Genomic DNA, 17,848 nt, shown 5'->3' with positions numbered 1-17,848 from the left:
CATGGCAAAGGTAGATTGGGAACAGGTAGCCAAAGACTACGAGGAATCCACTCTCGACATGGCGTGGGTGACCTCGTATGCGCAGAAAGTGGCGAAGCTGCTCGTCGATCACGATATCTCACCTATGGGATACACGGATGAGAAGCAACATGAACTGGATAATAAGATGGCGGAGGTTAATCATCTTGATCGCAGTTCAGGAGGAATAGCGCAGTTCTTTCAAAATTTGTTTTCTCCTGATCAGGGCGATCGACCAAAACCCTCGTATTGTTTAGAAAATATTGGATACTGGGTTTTTCTTGAGGAATTGGAGGATGAACTTAGTAAGGGGAGGGAGAAGAATAATTATTCAGGCTCAACGACAGAAGTCATGATCGCGCATCATAATCGTCGATCCTATTGTTTGCTCGCCAATGGGAAGCTTGCCTGTTTTGATTATCATGATTTTTGCGAGTGGTTTGGTCCTGTTCAAAAACGGGCTGAGGCTTCTGGCGGGTGGTCACTAATGAAAGAAGATCACATCCTTCTTCTTGATAGGCGGCTTCGACATCAGAGCAGTAATCGAGGAAGACTTGGCAATGATGTCAAGGGATCGTATTATCACCGAGTATATTTATCGACTGACAACTACCTGATCACAGGAAAGAAGGGCGGCGGCTGCCGGAAGCTCCTTGGGAAGTTGCTTGAAGGGCATGGGATTAAAGATCCGAAGATAAAGCGCCGCGATCGCAGTAGATCGAAGATCGGAACACATGCGATCTCAAAGACGTACGCGGTTACTCGCGAGCAGCTAAAAGATGGCTTCACCCTCACCCATATGTTCGCAAATGGATCAACGCGTCGCGTGGATGTATATCCAGGTAGTCGGAGTGGGAAGCTGATCGCAGTGCGCAATACTACTGATGAAACAACAGAGTGGATTAGAATTGTGGAAGGTGAGTAGTCACAGTTACTTTGCTGTTGAAACAATGAGGCTACCGCCTTCTAGTTAATATACACTTGGAACGCACATGTTTGTGTTTGTCCTAAAAGTCTGCTAATCTTCATATTGAGGGGCGAAGCGGCGTTGAATCGCCGTCACGCGATAGCGTATGAAAGCTGATGGGTAACTCACAGATGAGGCCGTCAGATGTCGGCATGGTCAGTTTGAGTCTGACCCGCCCCTTTTTGAAGAATCTGAATCATCAATGTGTTGCGGGTGTAGTCCAGCTTACTTCCTCGTTCTCCCTCAGCCATCCGCCCTCCCACTTCCTCCCACCCTCCGCTTCACTCTCCCCCCAACAGCCCCACCACACACCAAAGGCCAAGAAAGGGGAGACCAATGGCAACACCAGCAGACCACACCGATGAGAACAACACACCACCAACCACCGCCTGCCCAGCCTGGTGCATCAGCCACAACGCCGACACACCAGACAAGGCAGATGACCACCTCCACGAAGCCACCCCAGCCCTCATGCCCTGCATCGCCCTGGAACGCACCACCAATGAGATTGGCACCATCCACCATCCACCATCCACCATCACCCCACCGCCACCAAACTCACCCTAGTGCGCTACCAGTACCCACACGACAGCGACACCTGGCTCTACATAGGCGACGGCTCCCGCTCCCACGGCCTCGACATCACCCTAGAGAGTGCCCGGCGGCTGGTGAGTGCGCTGGCGCGGTATGTGGAAGATGAGGGGTGAGGGGGTGGCGGAATGAAGCTTACCGGCGAGTCTGGTCGCTATCTGCTGCACGCAAGTAGGCCAACACCGTCTTGACGTTGACGCCAAACTGCCTGCCGATCGCAGCTGCGGATACTCCCCGTGCGCGCAGCTCTACCGCCTGCATCTTCTGCTCGTCCGTCATGCCTGCCCGGCGTCGTGGTAGCCCGCGCCGCCGACGGATTCCATAGACCACATCCTTGCTGATGCCGAAGCGCTCACAGATCGTGCGGACTGGCAAGCCATCCTTGTATAGCTGCGCCACCTCATCTCGCTCGGCTGCGGTAAGGTGATGCTGACGCTGCATGATAGTGCGTGCAACAGCGTTGGCGTCCGTCTTTGCGCGGATAGGGCTGTGGGCGGGTTTCACAAGGCCATCGCTGCTTGGTGGTTCACTGTCTCCACTAGCAGGCACCTCCAGCGAGTCACCCATCACAGAGTGAGGCGACGGGGTAGGGCGCTGTCTAGCTCCGGTCTCAACCGGCTCGACCGTCTGATTAGCCAGGGCGGTACCCTTCGTTGGTGCCTCGTCACATGATGACTGGCATGCTGTGGACGGTGTGGCCTGTGCCAACGCCTGCGACGCATCCTCGCCGGCCAGCCGCTCCCCCGCACGAGCCAGCACATCAGCCCGCAGCGCGAGTAATGTTTCTAGTTTGTTCTCATTGATCTCGCGGAGGCGTACCACACCGGCCTCGGCCCCGGTATGGGCCGAGACCTTCTTCATGGCTGGACGCCACTCAGCCGGCGCTCATTCTCCACCGCTGCAGATCGGAGCGAAGTCATCCACCTTACGGCAGAACAGCGCGGTCATGATGGAGAGCTCTTCAGCGGTCCAGCTGACCTAGCCACGGAGCTTGCGGCTGATAACAGATCGTGTGACACCGAACTGGTCAGCCAGGTCCTTACACGTCATTCGATGCTCGAAGAGCAGCTGGTTCAGCTGAGCTGTTTGTTTATCATGGGAGTCACCCGGTTGCACCGGGGTGACTCCCCACCATTATGGCGGAGCAGTGCCCACCGACCGACGAGTCGCATCAAGGATGCCCGCCAAGGGTGGCTCGGTACCTCAGGTGGGACTGCCCGCGAGATCCGTGGACCACGGTGAGCATAGGAAGTGGGGCGCCCGTAGCAGGCCAAAAGCAGCTTCCCACTGCCCTACCGGTACATGCTTCCAGGCTGCGTGATGGTTGCTGGAATCAGGTGAGGTCAGATGGCACCGATCCACGTGAGTGGATACCCTGGCCAGCACCAAGAAAGACGCTACTCGTGTTGAGCAGAGCTCAATCGTCACCAGCCCAGGTAGCCGGATGTGAGCACAGGTCACGCAGCCACAACGACATATCCGGCTCTCACGACCACACCTTACGGATCGCAGGCTACTCCGGAGGTTCAAAAACCGAAGAGTGAGGCAAGAACTCGAGGACGCAAAGACGCAGCCAGCAGCCGACTCCTACCCTCAATCTCTTCCGCTGACGATGACGCCACTATTCTCCGATTCTGCCATTTGAAGGCTCAGACGGTACTGCTCCGCCTCCGGCTCTTCAGTGAACTCCAGGAGGTTTCCAGCCACCTCCGCGAGGACGTCGCGAACCTCAGCAGGCGACGCATGGAAGAACTCACGGCGAGTGTTGACACGATTAACCCGCTTGTCCGCGAACCTTCGATGCAGATCAGCCTCTACTGTGACAGCATCATCAGAGAAGAACAGTGCATGGACGTCGAAACCGAACGGGACAGAGGCATCTCCAAGTTCTCGAACACGATCCATCGGATCAAGCCGACGCGTCATGCCGATCTTAACCATTCGATCACCGAACGCCCCAATATTGGAGATGACATACACATATCCTGCACGGATATTAGCGGCACGGAAATCAACCTTCTCAATCTCCTTATCAAGCCCTTCAAGCTGGGACCTGATCTCATCAGCCTCATCCGTTCGCCCCTGATCCACGAGAGACTGGAGCACGTGCTGGTAGTGCTCACGCTCCTTGTCGAGCTTCGCTCGGCGCTGGGCAAGTTCCTGCTGCGCTTTACGCTCTTCACGCAGTCTCGCCTTCTCCTCCCGCTCCGCCTCTTTTTCAGCCTTTTTAGCGTTTTGATACCTGAGCGACAGGTCGAGTTCTTCGAGGCGGAGCGCATGGTATCTGCCATCTATCCTCAGGTTGATGAGCGAACCAAGACGCTCCACCTGGTCACGGGTGCGCTCAAGTCGTTTGCGAGCCGCCTCACCATTTCCGGCCTTGACAGTGAGAACACAGTTCTCAACTTCAGCATTATAGGCACGCAACATCATCTTCGACATGTCAGCAACGAACTTACGCCCTTGCGATGCCGAGTTATTGAACGTGAAGCCCTCTCTGGCTCTGATCGCCACCTTATCCCTAATCATCTCCTTGATCTGAGAACGCACCTCCGAGAGGCGACCACTAAGCTCTAGAGAAGACTCGGCAGGATGCACATAATTTGTCAGCCCGTTGTCGACCATAACAACAGCATCCGAAAGGTGCATGTCGAGTTGTGCGAGCTCTCGCTTGCGGTCATCGATTTTACCGGAAACTGCACGCGCATCACGCTCAAGAACGCGAAGGCTCTCCTCCGCCGAAGCGGCCCGCTGGGAGAACTCCAATTTCTGCCGCTCCAGAGAGGCCTGCAATTCGACCTGGTCACGCCTCATTTGCGCAGAAACTTCCTGCATAGTAACCAGATCCCCACCTCCGACCCGATCAAGTAGCGCCCGAAGCTCTCCAATTGACGCGAGCGCGGCATCATACTGCTGCGCCCCCGCACTCAACTGCTGTTCGAGAGTTTGGATCTTCCTTTTTTTCTCACCAAACATCATGAGACCTCTTTGTCGACAGGTAAAGTAAGGCAGAATGAATGTTACAACTTCACCCTGCCAGCAACGTCAACACAGAGATCACAATTAAGCAACCCTAGTCGAAAAACCTCTGAGTAAGTTTTTTTATTTTTCACTTGCGGCATCGTCGAGCACACGGCCAACGTAGCGGCCGAACTGCTCAGTGATGCTGTCGTGGTCGTCGTCGGGCGACTCGCTCCAGGTGTGGCGGAAGCCCGCCGCGCGGTAGTAGTTCAGGCTGTTCCTGGCGTGCCCGAAGCCATCGAATCTGTCGACGCTGTTACCGGGCACGTCGCGCGTCCCAGTCACCCAGTTCAGCGAGAGCCGTTCCTTGGCGTCTCCGGAGAAGGCCGCCGTCCCCTCCTCTTCAGGCGCGTCACCGCCGCCGAAGAGGATGAAGCCCCCGCCCGCCATGCGCTCGGCGTAGGCGGGGAAGAACCACTGGCTGATGAACTCCGACCCGCCGGAGTAACCCACGAGCCAGACCCGCTCCGTGTTCGCCCCACACTCGACCGCGACGTAGTCGAGCGCCTCCTCCAGGTACCGGACCTTCCCGTCCTGGTCGTCCACCCACCAGATCCCCTCGTCGCCGGGAGAGCGCACCGAGACGACGTCGTACCCGCGAGCGCCCGCCGCCTCGACTACTCCCCCGTCACCGGCCAGACCACCTCCGGATCGTTCGGCCGAGCCCTGGCCGCCCTGGTTGTGGAAGGGGTGCCCGTCACCGTCGAGGTAGACGACCAGCCCGACCGGCGCATCCCCGGCCGCGTAGAAGATGCAGTCGGAGGTCTCGTCGTCGGAGTCGGTGTAGGAGAAGGCTACGGGGGCGGACAGGTCTCCCGACGCCGGCCGCAGGCTCGGGGCATCGCTCGCCCCTCGTGAGCGCAGGTGCGGCGGCGGGCTGGTACGCGCGGCCGGATGCTGCGGCCCCTGGGAGGCGCACCCGGCCAGAATGAGGCCGGTCATGGCACCGGTCAAAGCTCGTCGCGAAAGGTGTGCCGCCACGTACTCCCTCCACCTTCCCGATCGGTGTCAGCCACTCAACCGTAGTACCGCCACCCCGCTCCCGCGCGCCAGGAGCCCGGAGGAGCCAGAGACGATCTTGCTCACGCAGCCACTTCACTCCTGCGCCGAAGGCAGCCGGAGGGGCGCGAGTCCTGGTCGTGCAGCGGGTCTGACCCCGCTCCCGCGCGGGCGGCAGCCGGCGGAAGGGGCACTGCGCCTACTTCTTCCCCGTGAGGCGAAGGTAGATGGAGATCGCGATCATGGCCGCAACGATCGACAGTCCCCACCGGATCCAGTCAATACCCGACGTCGCGACAACGCCGAGAGACCTGGCCGCGGCGTCGCCGATGAAGGCCCCGACGATTCCCAGCACAGTGGTCCACAACAGCGAGATGTTCTGCTGTCCTCTCAGGAGCAGCCGAGCCAGACAGCCGACAACGGCACCGATGACGATCGTCCACACGAATCCTATGATGCTGAACATATTGGGTCTCCTTCAGAGACGGGTGACATGTCGATGACCCCAGCGATCATCGCCGGGACACGGTGAGAGCTCCTCACACCCTCTCTCCCAGTGAGACTGCGGAGCCGACGGGAGCCGGCCTCCACATCCCCTCGGTGACGGGAACCCGTCCCGGCACGGTTTGATTCCCAATCCGCTCCGTCAGCTCATCCCTGTCGACCCTGACCACCGGAGGCGCGCCCTCGACGCGACTGGCCTGAGCGCGAGCCGCCGCCCCGTTGGGAGCCACTTCTGCGCCCGCCGTGTCCACCGCGGCCTCCATGGCCGCCCTGCCTGGCGCCACTTTCCTGACCGGCGCCGTGGCCGGCACCCCGCCCGCCACTGCTGCCACGTCGTTTGGCCCCACGGCCACGACCGCCACGGCCGGGCCGGTCACGCCCCGGCTCACCGTGACCCGGCCGCCCGGTGGAGGCTCGCCCGCTGGGGCTACCGCCCTTGACGGCCACGCCCTCGGGCATGTCCTCGAGCTCGACGGCGTCGGCGACCTTCCCCACGAGGGCGGCCACGGCGTCGTCGTCTGGCCGGATGCGCTCGATGTCCGCACGGATCCGGGCCTTTCGGAGCAGGACCTGGACGTCGCGCCCCTGCTCGGGAAGGACGAGCGTGATGACGCTCCCGGTGGCTCCGGCGCGGGCGGTGCGCCCGGAGCGGTGCAGGTAGGCCTTGTGCTCGGCGGGCGGGTCGACGTGGACGACGAGCTCGACGCCTGAGACGTCGATGCCGCGGGCGGCGATGTCAGTGGCGACCATGACGTGGACCTGCCCGGTGGAGAAGGCCTTCATGGCGCGTTCGCGAGCGTTCTGGCTCATGTTGCCCTGGAGCTCGACGGCGGGGATGCCTGCCTGGACGAGCTTGCGGGCCAGGCGCCGGGCGAGGTGCTTGGTGCGGGTGAACAGGATGCGCTGCCCCTCCCCGGAGGCCAGCCGACGCACGACGCCGTCCTTGGCGGTCTTGTCCGCCACCATCCAGACGCGGTGGGTCATGGCGTCCACGGGCGAGGTCGAGGGATCCACGGAGTGGTGGAGCGGGTCGTGGAGGAACTCCCTCACCAGCGCATCCACGCCGTTGTCCAGGGTGGCGGAGAACAGCAGGCGCTGGCCGCGCTGCGGGGTGGCGCGCAGGATGCGGCGGACGTTGGGAAGGAAGCCGAGGTCGGCCATGTGGTCGGCCTCGTCCAGGACGGTGATCTCAACCTCGTCGAGGCTGACGAGCCCCTGGCCCATGAGGTCCAGGAGCCGGCCGGGGCAGGCGACGACGACGTCGACCCCCGCCTTGAGCGCCTTCTCCTGGGGCTTGGCGGAGACACCGCCGAAGATGGTGGCCACATCCATGTCGACGACGCGGGCCAGGGGCTCGATGACCTCGGCGATCTGGAGTGCGAGCTCGCGAGTGGGGGCCAGGACCAGGCCGATGGGGTGGCCGGGGCGGGCCTTGTCCTGCTGCGCCAGGCGCTGGACCAGCGGGAGGCTGAAGGCGAGGGTCTTTCCCGAGCCGGTGCGGCCGCGGCCGAGCACATCACGCCCGGCGAGGGTGTCGGGCAGGGTGGTGGCCTGGATGGGGAAGGGCGCGGTGAAGCCGCGGGCGTCGAGGTCGGCGGCAAGGTCGGAGTCCACGCCGAGGGAGGCGAAGGTGGCCTCCCCGGCGGCCGGGGTCCTTCCGGAGGCGAAGCGGTGGGAGGAGGAGGTGCGGTGTGCGGCCACGAGGGTCCTGTCGGTTGGGACCGGGAGCACGCCGCCGCGCAGATCGCCGGCAGCGTGCGCGTCGGTGCGTGAGGTGCCGGCGTTCGCGGCTCGACGGCGCAGGGCGTCGACTCATGCGACGCGCGCCGAGACCGGGGCACCAGCCAGGCCGGGCGGCTCCCGGACCAGAGACCCATCCTGCCCGAGTTTCCGCCGCACCCCAAGGACGCCGCTCACATGCCTCGGCGGCCGGTCAGAGAACTCCCAGGGCGAGCGCGAGGAGGCTGACCGTCGCCATGGCGACCACGGACAGGATCGTCTCCATCAGCGACCAGGTCTTGAAGGTCTGTCCCACGGTCATCCCGAAGTACTCCTTGACCAGCCAGAAGCCGGCGTCGTTGACGTGGGAGAGGAAGACCGATCCGGCGCCGATCGCCAGGACGAGAAGAGCGACCTCGGTCTGCGGCATGTGAGCGGCCAGCGGCGCCATGATGCCGGCTGCGGTGATGGTGGCGACGGTCGCCGATCCGGTGGCCAGGCGCACGGCGACGGCGACGAGCCACCCGGCCAGGAGAGCGGGCACGGCCGCCTGCTGGATCCAGGCGGCGATGATGTCGGCGATCCCGGAGTCCACGAGGGTCTGCTTGAACCCTCCCCCGGCCCCCACGATGAGCAGGATCCCGGCAATGGGTCCGAGCGAGGCCCCGACCCGTCCGCTGACGTCGTCGGCGCCCAGCCCCAGGCGGAACCCGAAGAGGTACATGGCCGCCAGGACCGTGATCAGCAGGGCGACGATCGGTTTGCCCACGAATAGGGCCGCGTGGACTGCCGGGTTGCTGCTGGTCTTGGGGACGAGGGTCTCGACGACGGTGCGCAGGAGCATGAGTCCCACGGGCAGCAGGACCACCGTGATCGAGGTTGCGAAGGCGGGACGCGGCCCCTCGTGCTCCTCGTCCGAGGCCCCCAGTGGCTCGGGCGCCTCAATCGGCACCCATCTGGCCATGAAGCGGGCCGCGATGGGCCCGGAGATGATGACCGTGGGTACGGCGACCAGCAGCCCCAGCCCGAGGGTGAGCCCTAAGTCGGCCTTGACAGCATTGATGGCGATGAGCGGCCCGGGGTGCGGCGGCACGAGGCCGTGGAGCGCGGACAGGCCGGCCAGGGCGGGCACACCCAGAAGAATGAGCGGCTGATGAGCCCGCCGGGCGACGATCATGACCACGGGGATGAGCAGGACGATGCCGACCTCGAAGAACAGCGGGATGCCGACGACGAAGGCGATAAGCGCCATCGCCCAGGGCAGGCGGGGACCGGGCGTGCGGGCCAGGACGGTGTCGACGATCTGGTCCGCCCCGCCGGAGTCGATGAGGAGACGACCGACGATCGCCCCGAAGGCGATGAGGGTGCCCACGTCACCGATCGTGGTGCCCATTCCCTTGGTGAAGGCGGTGAAGGTGTCGGTCAGCGGGATGCCGGCGACGACGGCCAGGACCGCCGAGCCCAGCGTCAGCGCAAGGAAGGGATGCATCTTGCGCCAGACGATGAGCACGATGATCGTGGCGATGCCGAGCAGGGCGGCCACGATGAGCTGCGTATGACTGTCCGTGTGGCTCACGGCGTTGGTGGCCGGTAGCGCGCCCTGGAGCGCTGGAAGAGTGAACATCATTGTCGTCTCCGTTGTCTTCAGCAGGTGGGGCGGGGTGCTGGTTGGTCGTGCGTGCCGGGCTCGGCGCGCTGAGTAGCCGGCGGCCAGTGATGTCCGCCAGCGAGGCCCGACCGTCAGCCGGCGTCGACCGAGGCGTGCTCGAGCGCGGCCAGGATCGCCTCGAAGGTCTCCTCCGGCGTCGCCCGCGAGACCACGGTGACGCCGTCCTCGTCATCGGACAGGGGCTCGAGGGCGGCGAACTGGGACGGCAGCAGGCTCGGGGGCATGAAGTGCCCCTCACGGTGGGCCATGCGCTCCTGGAGTTCCTCGGGTTGGGCGAGCAGGTGGATGAAGAAGACCCGGCCCCGCGCGCCGGAGAGCAGGTCGCGGTAGGAGCGCTTGAGCGCGGAGCAGGTGACGATCGTCCTGACACCGTCGGCGGCGCGATCACTCATCCAGTCGCGCATGGACTCCAACCAGGGCCAGCGGTCCTCGTCGGTCAGGGCGATGCCGCGGCTCATCTTGTCGATATTGGCCTCAGGATGGAAGTCGTCGGCCTCGGCGACGGGCCAGCCCAGTGCGTTGTGGAGGTTGAGTGCGGCCGTGGTCTTGCCGCAGCCGGAGACCCCCATGAGGACGAGATGCTCGACGGATCGGCTCATGTCTGCTCCTTGATGACGCCATTGTCGCGAACTAATACGACAAATCTACCTCAAACGTAGTACTTTTAAAAGGGTCAGATAGCATCTCCAGCAGACATCTCGCACCGCCCGTCCGGAAGTCCACCTATGCCCACCACTGATCGACGTCGCGACGTCCTCGACTCCCTCGGGCACGCCATCGTGACCGGGGAGATGGCACCGGGCCACGGCCTGACGCTGGAGGCCATTCAGTCCCGTTACGGCGTCTCCCGGACGCTGGCCCGCGACTGCGTTCACACCCTGGAGTCCATCGGCGTCGTCGCCTCGCGACGTCGGGTGGGCATCGTGGTTCAGCCGCGCGAGCACTGGTCGGCCCTTGCGCCCGAGCTCGTGCGCTGGCAGCTCGAGGCCGACCCGTACGGCCCCAAGCTCGGCGCCCTGACCGAGCTGCGCACCGCCATCGAGCCGGTCGCCGCCGCAGCGGCCGCCCGCCGAGCCACCGAGGACCAGCGCTCCGGGCTGTTGACGCTGGCGGCCGCAATCCGATCTCAGGGAGCCACCGGCAACGTCGCCTCCTACCTCGACGACGACATCGCCTTCCACAGCCTCATCCTGGAGGCCAGCCACAACGACGCTTTCAAGGCGCTGACCGGCGTCGTTGCCGAGGTGCTCTCCGGGCGGGCCAGGCTGACCGGCCGGGTACAGACCCCCCAGCCCGAGGCGCTCGAGCTCCACGAGCGGGTTGCCAGCGCTATTGCGGCCGGCGACGCCACGACGGCGGAGTCCTCCATGCGCGACCTCGTCGCCGAGGTGCGCAGCGCCCTGCTCGAGCGCGGCCTGCGCGGCTTCCTCGAGGCTTGACGTCCTCCTCAGTGGCGCGCCGGGCGCGGCGCGCGGCCGTCCGCGCTGGCCAGGGCCACGGCCACCGACACCAGCACGAGCCCGGTGACCTCCCAAGCGCTGGGCAGCTGGCCCAGCACCGCCACTCCCACCAGCATCGACGTCGCCGGCATGAGCGAGGACAGGAGCGCGAAGGTGTCCGTCCCGAGCCGTTTGAGCACCACTTGATCGAGCCCGTAGGGCACCGCGGTCGACAGCAGCCCGACTCCCAGCGCCATCGCCGTCGACCTTACCGAGGTCAGGGCATCGGCAGCCGTGCCGACGGCGAAGGGACCGTAGACGAGCGCGCCGAACACCATGCCCACGGCGAGCGAGTCGATCCCGGCCCCGGCCGAGGCCACACGTCGCCCCAGAAGGATGTAGCCGGCCCAGGCCGCACCGGCCGCCAGCGCAAGCACGACCCCCGTCCTCTGGCCCGGCTCACCCAGGTCAACGCCGAGCCCGGAGATGGACACGACTCCCAGGAGCGCCAGCACCGCGGCGCAGCGCGGCCGCCACCCGCGCCCCGTGATGGCGGCGACGGCGACCGGCCCGAGGAACTCCAGGGAGACGACCGTCCCCAGCGGAAGCAGTGAGATCGCCGCATAGAAGATGACGTTCATGGTGGCCGTGGCCGTCCCGAAGGCGGCGGCCAGCGCCAGCGCCTTGCGCGTCCAGCTCCGGCGCCAGGGACGTCGGAGAGCCATGAGCACGGCGGCGCCCACCACCAGGCGCCACCAGGCCACCGTCGTCGAGGGCATGAGCGAGAACAGGGAGACGGCCAGGCCCGCACCGAGGTACTGGGAGAAGGCGGAGACGACGAAGACCAGCGGCGCCGGGACCCTTCCCACCACCGCGCTGCCCGCGCCACTCACGCCTGCACTGTTGCTCAGGTCGCGGGGCGCGCGGGAATCACCGCTCATCACTCCCGTATTGTCACCCGCCCTGCTGCGGCTCCCTCACGCGCCGCCCCTCCACGGTTCCGCCGCGGCGCACCCGGCGCGGACGGCGCGGACGGCGGCCGGCCCGGCTACCTGCCCAGGCGGCGCTCCCGACTGGCGAAGTCGCGCAGCGCGCGCAGGAAGTCCACGCGCCGGAAGGCCGGCCAGTTGACCTCGCAGAAGTAGTACTCGGAGTGCACCGACTGCCACAGGAGGAATCCGGAGAGCCGTTGCTCGCCCGAGGTGCGGATGACCAGGTCGGGGTCGGGCTGCCCCTTGGTGTAGAGGTGGTCGGTGATGTCCTCCTCACTGAGCGAGGCGGCGACATCCTCCAGGCTCGCCCCGGCGGCGGCCCGCTCGCGCAGGAGCTCGCGCACGGCGTCGGCGATCTCCTGGCGGCCCCCGTAGCCGACGGCGATGTTCACCTGCATGCGCCGGCCCTCCCCCGAGGCCTTCCCAACGCCCTCGCCCGCCTCGGCGACCTCGGGCCTGGACTTCGCGACGGCGGCGCGCAGGCGCTCGGCCAGCGGCTCGGGCAGGAGGTCGACGGCGCCGACGAGCCGCAGGCTCCAGCGGCCGGTCTCGGCGAGCTCGTCGACGGCGTGGGCGATGATGTCCAGCAGCGGCGAGAGCTCGGCGGGGTCTCGGGAGAGGTTGTCGGTGCTCAGCAGCCACAGAGTGACGACCTCGACCCCCATCTGCTCGGCCCAGCCGAGGAACTCCTCGATCTTGTCCGCCCCGCGCTTGTGCCCCTGAGCCGCCCCGAACCCCATGGACTTGGCCCAGCGCCGGTTGCCGTCGAGGATGACCCCCACGTGGTGCGGCACCGTGGCCGGGTTGATGCGCGCCGCCAGCCGGCGCTCGTAGATGTCGTAGAGGAGGTTGTTGCCTGCCATGCCGTTTCCTCGGGATTCCTCGGTGGACTTGTGGGGACGGGGACCCGACGGCGCGGGGCCGTATCCAACGGTATCGCGCACCATCGGACCTGCGCTGAGCGAGTCAGTAACAGCCGGGCCAAATCCGGCTATCAGGTTCACCCAGGGTTGCCGAGGCACAACGGAGACACCTATGAATATTCGGCCGCCCCGAAGGCCTCCGCCCACGGGGCGGTCCGTGGAGCGACGCGGCCGGCACGGCTCCCGAGCCAGCTGGGCACAGTGGAACGCCGCCGGTGCAGTACGGACAGGCCGGATGCAGCCCACGTCACACCCTCTCGACATACCCGCACCACATAACCTACGTTGACGTAACCTACGCACCCGTAAGGTATGAGCCGGTCCCAGCCCGGCTCGCGCACCCCAGAAGGACGCTCACGCCATGTCACCGACATCGTCACCGACACCGCCGGCTCCGCGCCGCAGCGCGTCCACGGGCACCAAGAGCGTCATCGACGCCGTCAAGCCCAGGCTGCGCGGGTGGATCCACGCCGGGACGGCCCCGCTGGCCCTGGCCGCCTGCATCGTGCTGACCGTCCTGGCCCCGACGGTGGGCCTGACGTGGGCCTGCGCCATCTACCTGACGTGCTCGCTGCTGCTGTTCGCGAACTCCGGCGCCTACCACATCGGCACGGGCCGCTGGCCCGAGAGGGTCGCGGCCACGCTGCGACGGATCGACCACGCGAACATCTACCTGCTCATCGCCGGCACCTACACGCCCCTGTCGGTGGCCCTGCTGCCGACGCGCACAGCGGCCCTGGTCCTGGGCATCGTGTGGGCCGGCGCCGCGATCGGTACGGCCACGAACCTGTTGTGGATGAACGCACCGCGCTGGTTCACCACCGCCCTCTACATCATCCTGGGCTGGGTGGCGGTCTGGTTCCTGCCGCAATTCTGGACGGCGGGCGGCCCCGCGATCGTCTGGCTGCTGGTGGCCGGCGGCGTGACCTACACGCTGGGCGCCGTCGTCTACGCCCGCAAGACGCCCGACCCCTCGCCGCGATGGTTCGGCTTCCACGAGATCTTCCACGTGTGCACCGTGGCCGCGTGGGCCTGCCACTGCGTGGCCTGCTTCCTGGCGGTCCTGAGGTAGGTGGGTCGTCAGGTCGCGGCACGCCGACACGCCGTCGTGCAGACTATTTTTCCTACCAGTTTTCCTGATAACAGCGTACGACGCCGATCGAGCAGGTCAGCGCCGTTTCATCCACCTCGGGCCGCGATCACGGGCCCTCAACATTTCATCACCCCTCTTCAACTATTCAGCGTTCTCTCAGGCCACGGCGTAGAATCGCGCTTCAAACCCGGTTGGCCCCGTGAGGAGCCGCCGGGTGTCGTCGTCGCAAGGTGGCCCCGCAGGCCGCCGGGCGACCAGCACCAGTCATCCAAGGAGGACCCATGTCCGAGCAGTCACAGGGCACCTGGCTCACACAGGAGGCCTACGACCGCCTGTCCGCCGAGCTCGAGCACCGCAAGACGACCGAGCGCAAGGAGATCGCCCAGCGAGTGGAGGCGGCCCGTCAGGAGGGTGACCTGAGAGAGAACGCCGGCTATCACGCGGCCCGCGAGGAGGCGGGGCTCAACGAGGCGCGCATCATCCAGCTCGAGGAGACCCTGGAGAACGCCCAGATCGGCGAGGCGGCCAACGACGGCTCAGTCTCAGCCGGCACGATCGTCACCGCGAAGGTGGCCGGCAAGGAGCAGGTCTTCGCCCTGGGCGGCCAGGAGATCACCGAGGACGTGCCCGACGGCGTCAAGGTCTTCTCCCCCGACGCCCCGCTGGGCCAGGCCCTCATGGGGCACCGCGCGGGCGACACCGTCTCCTACGAGGCCCCCACCGGCCGGGAGATCAAGGCCGAGATCGTCAAGGTCGAGCGGGTCTGATTTTCTTTCCGTCGAGCCGGGCATTTCTCGCGTAGCCCCACAGAATTTCTGTTGGGGGCCGCGAGAAATGCCCGGCTCGACGCATCACTCCTTCGTTTCCTCGCGGTCAGTGAAGCGCGGGCGGGAAGAGGGGACTCGCGCAGTACCGTGTCCTCATGTTCAACGCCCTTCGTCACTCACTCAGCGGATCGGCACCGGCCGGCCGCGAGACGCCGGTCCTGCCCGCCCCCGGAGACCACCCGGTGCTGGGGACGCCCCTGGACGGCCCCTGGCCCGAGGGCAGTCGGGTCATCTACCTGGCGGGCGGCTGCTTCTGGGGCGTGGAGCGGATCCTGTGGCGCCAGGACGGCGTCGTCTCGACGTCGGTCGGCTACATGGGCGGCCAGACGCCCAACCCCACGTACCAGGAGGTGTGCACCGGGACCACCGGTCACGCCGAGACGGTGCGCGTCGTCTACGACCCAACCGTGTGCGGCGAGGGCGGGGAGACCCTGCTGCGGACCTTCTGGGAGAACCACGACTCCACGCACCTCAACCGCCACGGCAACGACGTCGGCACCCAGTACCGCTCGGCGGTGTGGACGACGACGCCCACCCAGCACGAGGCGGCCGCGCGGATCCGCGAGGCCTTCCAGGGCGAGCTGACCCGTCTGGGCCTGGGCACCTGCGTGACCACCATCGAGGACGCCGCGGACGCGCCGGCCGAGTTCGGCGGCCCCTACTACCTGGCCGAGGACTACCACCAGGCCTACCTGCACAAGAACCCGAACGGCTACTGCAACCACGGCCCCAACGGAGTCACCTGCCCGGTCGGCATCACGGACCTGCCCGCCCAGACCGACGTCCTCAACCCCGCCGACACACCATCTTGAGGCGACTGCCGCAGCCGTCGTCGGCTGCTTGGCGACGACGCACCGCCAACGGCATTCATGATCCCTCGCCCATCAGTGCGCCCTGCTTATCCGCCCCAGCCTTTGAAGGCTGAATCACCAGGGTTTTCACACATTTCCTTGAGATGCTCGCCATCGGCCGCCCGCCCGCACTCCCAGCCTTGAGTGCCCGCGGCCGCCTGACCTGTTTCCCTGCGCACCCACAGGAGGCTCAACCCCGATGAGCACCCAGCAGACCAGCACACCGTCAGCGGATCAGATGCCGGACCAGACAGGGTCGGAGACCCACTGGGCCGAGGACTCGGACTTCCAGTGGCGTGCCGCGACCGAGCTGCTCATCGCCCTGGGGGTCCCGCGCTCCACGGCCCGCCTCACCAGCGACCTGCGCACCTCCATCGCCCACTTGGAGGAGGTCGACGCGCGCCTGCCCCGTGATGGCAAGCCCCTGCCGGAGGCCGACCGTCTCACCCGCAACAACGCCGTCGACGACGTCGCCCGGGCCATCCTGCCGCTGGCGCACGCCACCCTGGAGCGGATCCGGGCCGAGGAGCTGCGCATGGAGGTCGTCGGCGTGGACTACGACGCCCTGTGCGACGCCGTCGAGCAGCTCGAGGCCACCTACCGCGCCGGCTGGTGGCGCGCGGCCGAGCGGGAGGGCGCCGACTTCTTCCTGCGCGAGGTCGAGGCCCTCGACCGCCTCAACGTGCCCCCGGTGCGGGCCACCTGGCGCGACGCCGGCAAGATCGTCAGCGTCCTGCGCAGGATGCCTGACTCGACGCTGCGGCGCATGGCTCCGACGACCAACCCTGTGGCGCTGCGCCTCATGGTGCTGTTCGGGCTCCAGACCGGCTACCGCGATGGCCTGTTCGACAAGACCATCTCGATCCCCCGTCTCATCCACACCAAGACCAGTGAGTACCGCAGCGAGTACCGGGCCGGCTCAGCCGCCTAGCGCGAGCCGCACAGCCACCGCCGGCTCACTCACCAACAAAAACTTCAGAAACGACCCGGAGCCGCGTCGTTTCTGAAGTTTTTGTTGAAGTTAGGGGCTCACCAGCGTCGGCCAGTGGGGCTGACTCCGGCGGCGGCCAGTCGCCGCAGCATCTGAGCACCGGCATCACCCCAGGCCTGCGCCCACGTCCAGCGGGCCACCGTCAGGCCCGAGCCCCGCAGCGCGTCCTCCCGGAGCTTCTCACGCCACACGACGTCCTCCGGGTCCTGCCCGAAGGAGGCCGACCGGTACTTGACGCGGCCGTCGAACTCCCCGGCCACCTCATGGTCCGGCCAGTAATAGTCCAGGATGTAGAGTTCCTGCCCGACCCGCACACTCACCTGCAGCTCCGGCTTGGGAAGACGGTGCTCCCACATGCGGACACGGGACATGGACTCGCCCGGTGACTCGGATCGGCCGTCGGCCAGGCGCACGGCCTGCCGAGCGCGGGGGCCACCACGTGCCGTAGCAGGCAGACGCTCCAGCGCCTCCTCCATGGCTTCCACGGAGCACAGCCCGGTGTGCAGGGCCGCATCCATGGCAACGACTCCCGCCATGAGGCTGCTCCACCGAGCCAGGTCAATGAGTGAGTCCGGCAGCGCCACGGCAAGATGCCTGCCCACCCTGACGACCTCTGTGCCGCGGCGCCGGACGTGGCGCCACAGCAAGGAGGTCCGCACCCGCCCTGGACGCCCATCCACGACCTCCACCCTGCGCAGGACCGTCCCCACCAGCGGCAGCCCGTAGGCGGCAACGGCGGAGGCGCCCGCCAGCACCAGGTCATCGCCGTACTTCCGGTGCGCCGCCTCGAGCAGCAGCTCGTAGCGCTCCATCCACGGAGCCTCCTGCCAGGCCGAGCGGGGCGCGTAGACTCCTGCGGCGACTCGCAGCCAGTCGTGGCTGAGGTCCGGACGCGCGCACGCGGCGCCGTCGAGGCCGGTCTCGTTCCACAGGAGCGGGTGCAGGGCCCCGCCGTCGGGCAAGGGCGGGGAGGAGATCGAGGTGGTCATGCACCTATGCTGCCCGCAGCGCCCCGGCACTCATCTGGCGCGCTTGCCCTCCTGTGGAAACAGGAGGCCGACGGCACCGATGTGGACACCTGCACCACGGACCACTTCGACCAAATCTTCACAGATGACGGTGGAGTCAGGTGGTGTTTGCACCGTTGATGATGTCGTTGAGTTTCTCAGTTGGGGTCTGTCCGTTCAAGACGATGCGGGGTCGGCGGTTGAGGCGGTCCTGGATGTCTTGGATCTGGGTGTCGG

The 17,848-nt window shown here is 66.1% G+C and carries 16 protein-coding genes; 6 read left to right on the top strand and 10 right to left on the bottom strand.

The window, feature by feature from the left end:
* Position 1 precedes the first annotated feature (1 nt).
* The gene (locus tag BQ8008_RS13245; protein WP_159086751.1) at positions 2–943 is read left to right on the top strand and encodes a hypothetical protein; all 942 of its coding nucleotides are present in this window, start codon (positions 2–4) and stop codon (positions 941–943) included.
* 768 nt (positions 944–1,711) lie between these two features.
* On the opposite strand, the gene BQ8008_RS00290 is transcribed toward BQ8008_RS13245, so the two are convergent.
* From BQ8008_RS00290 to BQ8008_RS00255, 7 genes are all read right to left on the bottom strand, one after another.
* Positions 1,712–2,437 (bottom strand): helix-turn-helix domain-containing protein, encoded by a 726-nt coding sequence (locus BQ8008_RS00290; RefSeq protein ID WP_108832320.1) that lies wholly within the window; start codon positions 2,435–2,437, stop codon positions 1,712–1,714.
* A gap of 732 nt (positions 2,438–3,169) precedes the next feature.
* Positions 3,170–4,555 carry a DUF4041 domain-containing protein gene (locus BQ8008_RS00280; RefSeq protein ID WP_234415145.1) on the bottom strand — a complete coding sequence of 462 codons (1,386 nt, stop codon included), beginning with the start codon at positions 4,553–4,555 and terminating at the stop codon, positions 3,170–3,172.
* 123 nt (positions 4,556–4,678) lie between these two features.
* A complete protein-coding gene (locus tag BQ8008_RS00275) occupies positions 4,679–5,539 on the bottom strand; it encodes a hypothetical protein (RefSeq protein WP_108832318.1) in 861 nt (286 codons plus the stop codon).
* Positions 5,540–5,795: 256 nt separating this feature from the next.
* Positions 5,796–6,062 carry a GlsB/YeaQ/YmgE family stress response membrane protein gene (locus tag BQ8008_RS00270; RefSeq protein ID WP_108832317.1) on the bottom strand — a complete coding sequence of 89 codons (267 nt, stop codon included), beginning with the start codon at positions 6,060–6,062 and terminating at the stop codon, positions 5,796–5,798.
* A 185-nt stretch (positions 6,063–6,247) separates the two neighbouring features.
* Positions 6,248–7,801 carry a DEAD/DEAH box helicase gene (locus BQ8008_RS00265; RefSeq protein WP_108832316.1) on the bottom strand — a complete coding sequence of 518 codons (1,554 nt, stop codon included), beginning with the start codon at positions 7,799–7,801 and terminating at the stop codon, positions 6,248–6,250.
* 232 nt (positions 7,802–8,033) lie between these two features.
* Complete coding sequence (locus BQ8008_RS00260; RefSeq protein ID WP_108832315.1) at positions 8,034–9,446, bottom strand: GntP family permease; 1,413 nt, start codon at positions 9,444–9,446, stop codon at positions 8,034–8,036.
* A gap of 113 nt (positions 9,447–9,559) precedes the next feature.
* The gene (locus BQ8008_RS00255) at positions 9,560–10,087 is read right to left on the bottom strand and encodes a gluconokinase (RefSeq protein ID WP_108832314.1); all 528 of its coding nucleotides are present in this window, start codon (positions 10,085–10,087) and stop codon (positions 9,560–9,562) included.
* Between the two features lie 126 nt (positions 10,088–10,213).
* Here BQ8008_RS00255 and BQ8008_RS00250 point away from each other — a divergent pair, with 126 nt between their 5' ends.
* Entirely contained in the window at positions 10,214–10,927 is a 714-nt protein-coding gene (locus BQ8008_RS00250) for a FadR/GntR family transcriptional regulator (protein WP_108832313.1), read from the top strand.
* 8 nt (positions 10,928–10,935) lie between these two features.
* Here the strand turns inward: BQ8008_RS00250 and BQ8008_RS00245 are convergent, their stop codons facing one another.
* Both BQ8008_RS00245 and BQ8008_RS00240 read right to left on the bottom strand, forming a co-directional pair.
* A complete protein-coding gene (locus BQ8008_RS00245; protein ID WP_108832312.1) occupies positions 10,936–11,868 on the bottom strand; it encodes an EamA family transporter in 933 nt (310 codons plus the stop codon).
* Between the two features lie 107 nt (positions 11,869–11,975).
* The gene (locus tag BQ8008_RS00240) at positions 11,976–12,782 is read right to left on the bottom strand and encodes an isoprenyl transferase (protein WP_108832311.1); all 807 of its coding nucleotides are present in this window, start codon (positions 12,780–12,782) and stop codon (positions 11,976–11,978) included.
* 421 nt (positions 12,783–13,203) lie between these two features.
* Here BQ8008_RS00240 and trhA point away from each other — a divergent pair, with 421 nt between their 5' ends.
* The 4 genes from trhA to BQ8008_RS00220 all read left to right on the top strand — a co-directional run bounded on the left by trhA (position 13,204) and on the right by BQ8008_RS00220 (position 16,544).
* Positions 13,204–13,914, top strand: coding sequence for a PAQR family membrane homeostasis protein TrhA (trhA, locus tag BQ8008_RS00235; protein WP_108832310.1), 711 nt, complete (start codon positions 13,204–13,206; stop codon positions 13,912–13,914).
* A 302-nt stretch (positions 13,915–14,216) separates the two neighbouring features.
* A complete protein-coding gene (locus BQ8008_RS00230) occupies positions 14,217–14,702 on the top strand; it encodes a GreA/GreB family elongation factor (RefSeq protein ID WP_108832309.1) in 486 nt (161 codons plus the stop codon).
* Positions 14,703–14,857: 155 nt separating this feature from the next.
* Positions 14,858–15,574, top strand: coding sequence for a peptide-methionine (S)-S-oxide reductase MsrA (gene msrA / locus BQ8008_RS00225; RefSeq protein ID WP_108832308.1), 717 nt, complete (start codon positions 14,858–14,860; stop codon positions 15,572–15,574).
* Between the two features lie 238 nt (positions 15,575–15,812).
* The gene (locus BQ8008_RS00220; protein ID WP_108832307.1) at positions 15,813–16,544 is read left to right on the top strand and encodes a hypothetical protein; all 732 of its coding nucleotides are present in this window, start codon (positions 15,813–15,815) and stop codon (positions 16,542–16,544) included.
* 98 nt (positions 16,545–16,642) lie between these two features.
* Here the strand turns inward: BQ8008_RS00220 and BQ8008_RS00215 are convergent, their stop codons facing one another.
* The gene (locus BQ8008_RS00215) at positions 16,643–17,593 is read right to left on the bottom strand and encodes a hypothetical protein (protein WP_108832306.1); all 951 of its coding nucleotides are present in this window, start codon (positions 17,591–17,593) and stop codon (positions 16,643–16,645) included.
* Between the last annotated feature and the right edge of the window lie 255 nt (positions 17,594–17,848).

This window comes from Actinomyces sp. Marseille-P3109, assembly GCF_900323545.1.
Taxonomy (GTDB): domain Bacteria; phylum Actinomycetota; class Actinomycetes; order Actinomycetales; family Actinomycetaceae; genus Actinomyces.
The sequence above is the reverse complement of the archived record's forward strand: the minus strand, read 5'-3'. Positions and strand labels throughout refer to the sequence as shown.

Excerpts from the sequence above, each read along its gene's own strand:
- BQ8008_RS13245 (WP_159086751.1), top strand. The coding sequence starts at position 2 with ATGGCAAAGGTAGATTGGGAACAGGTAGCCAAAGACTACGAGGAATCC.
- BQ8008_RS00290 (WP_108832320.1), bottom strand. The coding sequence starts at position 2,437 with ATGAAGAAGGTCTCGGCCCATACCGGGGCCGAGGCCGGTGTGGTACGC.
- BQ8008_RS00280 (WP_234415145.1), bottom strand. The coding sequence starts at position 4,555 with ATGATGTTTGGTGAGAAAAAAAGGAAGATCCAAACTCTCGAACAGCAG.
- BQ8008_RS00275 (WP_108832318.1), bottom strand. The coding sequence starts at position 5,539 with ATGACCGGCCTCATTCTGGCCGGGTGCGCCTCCCAGGGGCCGCAGCAT.
- BQ8008_RS00270 (WP_108832317.1), bottom strand. The coding sequence starts at position 6,062 with ATGTTCAGCATCATAGGATTCGTGTGGACGATCGTCATCGGTGCCGTT.
- BQ8008_RS00260 (WP_108832315.1), bottom strand. The coding sequence starts at position 9,446 with ATGATGTTCACTCTTCCAGCGCTCCAGGGCGCGCTACCGGCCACCAAC.
- BQ8008_RS00255 (WP_108832314.1), bottom strand. The coding sequence starts at position 10,087 with ATGAGCCGATCCGTCGAGCATCTCGTCCTCATGGGGGTCTCCGGCTGC.
- BQ8008_RS00250 (WP_108832313.1), top strand. The coding sequence starts at position 10,214 with ATGCCCACCACTGATCGACGTCGCGACGTCCTCGACTCCCTCGGGCAC.
- BQ8008_RS00245 (WP_108832312.1), bottom strand. The coding sequence starts at position 11,868 with ATGAGCGGTGATTCCCGCGCGCCCCGCGACCTGAGCAACAGTGCAGGC.
- BQ8008_RS00240 (WP_108832311.1), bottom strand. The coding sequence starts at position 12,782 with ATGGCAGGCAACAACCTCCTCTACGACATCTACGAGCGCCGGCTGGCG.
- trhA (WP_108832310.1), top strand. The coding sequence starts at position 13,204 with ATGTCACCGACATCGTCACCGACACCGCCGGCTCCGCGCCGCAGCGCG.
- BQ8008_RS00230 (WP_108832309.1), top strand. The coding sequence starts at position 14,217 with ATGTCCGAGCAGTCACAGGGCACCTGGCTCACACAGGAGGCCTACGAC.
- msrA (WP_108832308.1), top strand. The coding sequence starts at position 14,858 with ATGTTCAACGCCCTTCGTCACTCACTCAGCGGATCGGCACCGGCCGGC.
- BQ8008_RS00220 (WP_108832307.1), top strand. The coding sequence starts at position 15,813 with ATGAGCACCCAGCAGACCAGCACACCGTCAGCGGATCAGATGCCGGAC.
- BQ8008_RS00215 (WP_108832306.1), bottom strand. The coding sequence starts at position 17,593 with ATGACCACCTCGATCTCCTCCCCGCCCTTGCCCGACGGCGGGGCCCTG.